This window comes from Streptomyces sp. SID5785 (assembly GCF_009870065.1).
Classification (GTDB): domain Bacteria; phylum Actinomycetota; class Actinomycetes; order Streptomycetales; family Streptomycetaceae; genus Streptomyces.
In genome coordinates this window covers 1-5,517 of record NZ_WWIA01000962.1, presented here as the reverse complement: position 1 = coordinate 5,517, position 5,517 = coordinate 1, and the positions used below count along the sequence as shown (strand labels likewise).

3 protein-coding genes and 1 pseudogene are annotated in these 5,517 nt (G+C 77.0%); 2 read left to right on the top strand and 2 right to left on the bottom strand.

The features are described 5' to 3' along the window. Positions 1–870: cytochrome P450 (locus GTW43_RS31450; RefSeq protein WP_161305382.1), on the top strand; the 870-nt coding region annotated here is incomplete at its 5' end. On the opposite strand, the gene treY is transcribed toward GTW43_RS31450, so the two are convergent. Further along, positions 806–3,262 (bottom strand): malto-oligosyltrehalose synthase, encoded by a 2,457-nt coding sequence (treY, locus tag GTW43_RS31445; protein ID WP_161305381.1) that lies wholly within the window; start codon positions 3,260–3,262, stop codon positions 806–808. The genes GTW43_RS31450 and treY overlap by 65 nt on opposite strands. Positions 3,263–3,343: 81 nt before the next feature. On the opposite strand from treY, the gene GTW43_RS31440 reads away from it, so the two are divergent. Beyond that, on the top strand, positions 3,344–4,600 hold the full coding sequence (locus GTW43_RS31440) for an MFS transporter (protein ID WP_161305380.1): 1,257 nt from the start codon (positions 3,344–3,346) through the stop codon (positions 4,598–4,600). Here the strand turns inward: GTW43_RS31440 and GTW43_RS31435 are convergent. Next, positions 4,575–5,517, bottom strand: a pseudogene (locus GTW43_RS31435) (glycogen debranching enzyme); the annotation flags it as partial. The gene GTW43_RS31440 and the pseudogene GTW43_RS31435 overlap by 26 nt on opposite strands.

The window sequence follows — 5,517 nt, the reverse complement described above, 5'->3', positions numbered from 1 at the left end:
GACGACGTGCCCCGCGCGGCGCGGCGCGCCCTGCTCCGCCCTGACCTGCGCACGCGTGCCCTGGGAGCCCTCGCGGCCGGCACCGGGCGCACCGCCCATGTCCTCGCCCTGCGTCTCGCCGGACGCCAGGAGGCCGATCTCGTCGCCGAGTTCTGCCGGTGGCTGCCTGCGGGCGCCGTCGTCGCCGCGCTCGGCCTGCCCCACGAGGCCACGGCGCACATCACGGCCCGCTGCCGCACGGCCCCGGACCCGGCTGCCCTGCACGCCCTGTTGCGCCCGCACGTCCTGCGCCGCCGCGCGCACCCCGGGGCCGACCTGCTGTCCGTCCTGTGCACCGCACGCGGCGGCGACGAGCCGCTGTCCGACGCGGCGGTCACGGGGCTCGTCGCGGCGCTGCTCGGCGCGGGCGGCCGGGCCACCGGCCGGGCCCTGGCCTCGCTCCTCGCCAACCTGCTCGACCACCCCGCCCAGCTGGGCCTCGTGCGCGACCGCCCGGACCTGGCCGGAGCCGCCTGGACCGAGTCCCTGCGCCGTGACCCCGCGGTGCCCGTGGTGCTGCGGCACGCGCTGGCGGCGGTGCCCGCGGGCGGCGGCACGATACCCGCGGGCGCCACCGTCGCCTGCCTGGTCGGGGCCGCGGGACGGGACGCCGCGCGGTTCACCGACCCGGACCGCTACGACCTGTTCCGCACCGCCGCCGAGGGCCCGCCCGGCGCCCTGGAGGCGGCGCTCGCACGGCTCACCGCGGAGACCGGAGTGCGCGCCCTGCTCACCGCCCTGCCCCGGCTGCGCTGGGCCCCGGGGGTCAGGCCCCGGCCGCACGGTCTGTTCGAGCGGGCTCCTGCCCGGCTTCCGGTGCGCCTCGACTGACGGTCCCCCGGCGCACGAGCACGGCGACCGGCCCGTCGGCGAACAGCTCCGCCACGCGCGCGTGCCGCGTGAAGGAGCCACCGGCGCCCAGGAGCGGCGTCCACGCGCCGTCGTCCGGCAGCGGGAGCACCGTCTCGCCCCAGCCGCCCGCCTCCGCGAGCCGCAGCGACAGCCGGGTCACCGCGACGACCACGTGGCCGCCCCGCGCGAACGCCACGCAGTGCTCCGCCGCCGGGCCGCGCGCCACGAGGGGCTCGTGCCCGCCCGCGCCGCCGAACCACTCGGGGTGGCGCCTGCGCAGGTCGAGGACCGCCCGCGTGAGCGTCTCCTTCTCCTCCGACAGCTCGGACAGCTCCGACGGCGGGTCCGCGTCCGCCTCGGGGGAGACGTGCGCGGGTGCCCGGTTGTCCGGGTCCACCAGGGCCCGGTACACGCGTTCGGTGCCCTGGTAGAGGTCCGGCACGCCCGGCATCGTCAGCTGCACGAGCGCCGCACCGAGGACGTTCGCCCGGACGTGCGGGAGCAGCCCCGCCATGAACCGGTGCACCGTCTGCCCGGGCCCGCCGCACGGGCCCGCCGCCACGAACGCCCGCAGCGCCTCCTCGTGGCCCGCGTCCTGCTCCGTCCACGTCGTGTGCAGGCCCGCCTCGCGCGCGTGCTTGAGCAGCGCACCCTGCACCCGCTCCGGCGCGGCCGGGCCGAGCCCCGCCACCGTCTGCCACGCGGCCCACTCGAGGCCGCGTCCGGGACCGCCGGCGTCCTCGTGCGCGGTGCGCGCGGTGACGTCGTCGAGCACCTCGCCCCACGGCCCCGGGCACTGCGTCAGGACCGACACGGCCGCCCGCACGTCGGCGCTGCGCTTCGTGTCGTGCGTCGAGAGCACCGTCGACGTGCCCGGCCGCGCGCGCAGCACGCGCGCGCAGTACGCGTGGAACTCCTCCGCGGACACCGCGGGCCGGGCCGGGTCGCCGCCCACCTCCAGCGCGGACAGCAGCGGCGTGTACCGGTAGAACGCGGCGTCCTCCACGGACTTGGCGTGCAGCGCGGCCGCCGTCTGCGCGAACCGGTCGCGGAACGCGGTGTGCGCGGGCCCCGTCCCGAGGCGGCCCAGCGCCAGCCGCCGGACGACGCCGACCGCGCGGGCCTCCTCCGGGACCGCGAACGCCGACTCGGCCGCCGCCGCGTCCCCCGGGGTCAGCACCGTCTCCGGGGCGGCGCCCCCGGACGCGTAGGGCCGGTACACGGGGATCCGCACCAGGAGTTCGCACAGGGCCCTGCGCAGTGCCCACGGCGCGTGGTCGCGCAGGTCCGGATCCGGGGCGCACAGGGCCGCCGCGTCCCGTGCGAGCCGCTCCACCTCGGCGGCCAGGTCGTGCGTGACGACCCGCCGCGCCGCGCGCCGCACCGTGGGCTCCCAGCGCCCGCCCAGGTCGTCCGGCGCGCCCGTGAACCGGCGGAACAGCTCCGCGAGCCGCTCCGCGCCCGCCGGGTCCGTGAAGAGCCCGTCCACGTGCCGCAGCGCGTCGTAGCCCGTCGTGCCCGCCACCGGCCACGCCGCGGGCAGCCGTTCGCCGTCCGCGAGGATCTTCTCCACGACGGTCCACCGGCCGCCCGTCGCCTCGTGCAGCCGGGTCAGATAGCCGCCGGGATCCGCGAGTCCGTCGGGGTGGTCCACCCGCAGGCCGTCGACGACCCCCTCGGTCATCAGGAGCAGCAGCGTCGCGTGGGTCGCGGCGAACACCTCGGGATCCTCGACGCGGACGGCGATCAGGTCCGAGATGGTGAAGAAGCGGCGGTAGTTGAGCTCGGTGCGGGCGAGCCGCCACCAGCACAGGCGGTACCACTGCGCCTCCAGGAGCTGCGGCAGCGGCAGGTCCCGGGTGCCCTCGCGGAGCGGGAACGCGTGCTCGTGGTAGCGCAGTTCGTCGCCCACCACCTCCAGGTGCGGCAGCGCGTCACCCACGGGCTCGCCGAGGACCGGGAGCAGGACGCGGCCGTGCTGCGCCTCCCAGTCGATGTCGAACCAGCGCGCGTAGGGGGACGAGGGGCCGTCCCGCAGCACCGCGCGCAGCGGCGCGTTGTGCCGGACCGAGGCCGCCATGTGGTTCGGGACGATGTCGACGACGAGGCCGAGGCCGTGTGCGTGCGCCCGCGCGGCCAGCGCGCGCAGGCCCGCCTCGCCGCCCAGCTCTTCGCGCACCGCGCCGTGGTCCACCACGTCGTACCCGTGCGTCGAGCCGGGGACCGCCTCCAGGACGGGCGACAGATGCAGGTGCGAGACGCCGAGCGCCGCGAGCCGGGGCACCGCCGCCGCGGCGGCGGCGAACCCGAAGGCGGGCTGCAGCTGGAGTCGGTAGGTCGCGGTGGGGGTGTGCGGGCGCTGAGGCGTCATGCGAACCTACGTACCCGCGCGGCCGTCTTTCGTGTCATCGGCGCCTGCATACGGGCGGTGCGCCGTCGTTAGCGTCGGACGATGACGGCCCTCCCCGCGCCGACGGAGCGCACCCTCGACACGTACCGGCAGGTGCTGGCGGTCACCGGCCCGGTGCTGCCCGTCGTGTCCTTCCTCGGCCGGCTGCCGGTCGCGGTCATCCAGTTCGGCAGCGTGCTGCTCGTGACCCGCACCAGCGGCTCACTGGCGACCGGCGGCACGGTCGCGTGCGCCCTCGCGCTCGGCCAGGTCGCGCTCGGCCCCTTCGTGGGACGGCGCGCCGACCGGCACGGCCAGCGGCCCGTCGTCCTCGTCTGCTCCCTCCTGAACGCCCTGGCGATCGCGGCCTACACGCTGGGCGCCCTGCGGGACCTGCCGACCCCGGCGCTCGTCGCCCTCGGCGTCCTCGCGGGCGCCACCGTCCCCGGCATCGGACCGCTCGCCCGGGCCCGAGGGGTCGCCCTCGTGCGCCGGCGCGGCGGCGGGGAGCGGGTGGTCGACGCCGTGCTGTCCCTCGAGTCGACGATGGACGAGCTGTCCTTCGTGCTCGGTCCCGCGTGCATCGGAATCGCCTCCGTCGTCGCCCACCCGGCCTACGCGTTCGGGGCCGCGGCCCTGCTGGTCGCGGTGTGCGGCACCGGGTTCGCGCTGCATCCGTCCGCCGCGGCCGTCCCGCGCGCCGCGGCGGACGGCGGTCCGCACCGCCCGCGGGACGCGCGCCCGCGCATGCCGCGCCAGGTGCACCTCGTCCGGCTCGGGCTCGTCCTCCTGGGCGTTCTGCTCGGCGGCTGCGGCGCCGGCATCACCGCCCTCACCCAGCGGCTCGGCCACGAGGACCAGGCCGGGCTCGTCTACGCCGCCATGGGCGTCATGAGCGCCGTCGTCGGACTGTCCATGGCCGCCGTTCCCGAGCGCTTCGCGCTGCCGCTGCGCTGGCGCGTCGCCACCGCGGGCGCCGCCCTGCTGTCGCTGCCCCTGATCGTGACCGGGTCGATGCCGCTCCTGTACGCCGTCGTCACGCTCTTCGGCGCCCTGTTCGCCCCCAACCTCATCACCGGGTTCGGGCTCACTGAGCGGGCGGTGCCGCGCGAGCGGCTCGCCGAGGGCATGACGGTCGCCGCGAGCGCCTTCGTCGGCGGGCAGGCCGTCACACTCGCGGCCGCCGGCCGGCTCGCCCAGACGCACGGGCCCGCCGCCGCGTTCGCCGTGGGCAGCGTCGCGGCCGCGCTCGCCTTCCTCGTCGCCCTGCGTGTACGGCTCCCGCACCCGGCGGCTACACCGGCCGCCGCAGCACCGTGAGGCTGCGCCCCGCCAGGGTCAGCCGGTCGCCCGCGCCCACCTTGTCCTCCCCGTCGGCCGGCAGCCCGTCCGGCAGCGCCGTGTCGACGACCGTGCTCCACCGGGCGCCGTGCGCGTCCGGCACCACGAACTCCCGTTCCTCGGGGGAGGCGTTGAACAGCAGCAGGAACGAGTCGTCCCGCACCGGTTCGCCGCGCGGTCCCGGCTCCGAGATCGCGCTGCCGTTCAGGAACACCGACAGCGCACGGGCCTGCGCCGCCTCCCAGTCCCGCCCCGTCATCTCCTCGCCCTCGGGCGTGAACCAGGCGATGTCCGACAGCTCGTCGTGCGTGCCCTCGACCGGCCGGCCGTGGAAGAAGCGGCGCCGCCGGAACACGGGGTGCTCCCGGCGCAGCCGCACCATCGCGCGCGTGAACTCGAGCAGCGGCTCCGGCGGCGCCTCCGGATCGGGCCAGCGCACCCAGGAGATCTCGTTGTCCTGGCAGTAGGCGTTGTTGTTGCCGCCCTGCGTCCGTCCGAACTCGTCCCCGTGCCCGAGCATCGGCACGCCCTGCGACAGCATCAGGGTGGCGACGAAGTTGCGCATCTGACGCGCGCGCAGCGCGCCCACCTCCGGGTCGTCGCTCTCGCCCTCGGCGCCGCAGTTCCAGGAGCGGTTGTGGGACTCGCCGTCCCGGTTGTCCTCGCCGTTCGCCTCGTTGTGCTTGCTGTCGTAGGACACCAGGTCGCGCAGGGTGAAACCGTCGTGGCAGGTCACGAAGTTGACCGAGGCCAGCGGGCGGCGCCCGTCGTCCTGGTAGAGGTCGGAGGAGCCCGTCAGCCGCCCGGCGAACTCGGCGAGGGTGCGCGGCTCGCCCCGCCACAGGTCGCGCACCGTGTCCCGGTACTTGCCGTTCCACTCGGTCCACAGCGGCGGA

What these genes read in the sequence shown, in the direction of transcription:
- GTW43_RS31440 (WP_161305380.1), top strand. Translation starts at nt 3,344, where the DNA reads ATGACGGCCCTCCCCGCGCCGACGGAGCGCACCCTCGACACGTACCGG.
- treY (WP_161305381.1), bottom strand. Translation starts at nt 3,262, where the DNA reads ATGACGCCTCAGCGCCCGCACACCCCCACCGCGACCTACCGACTCCAG.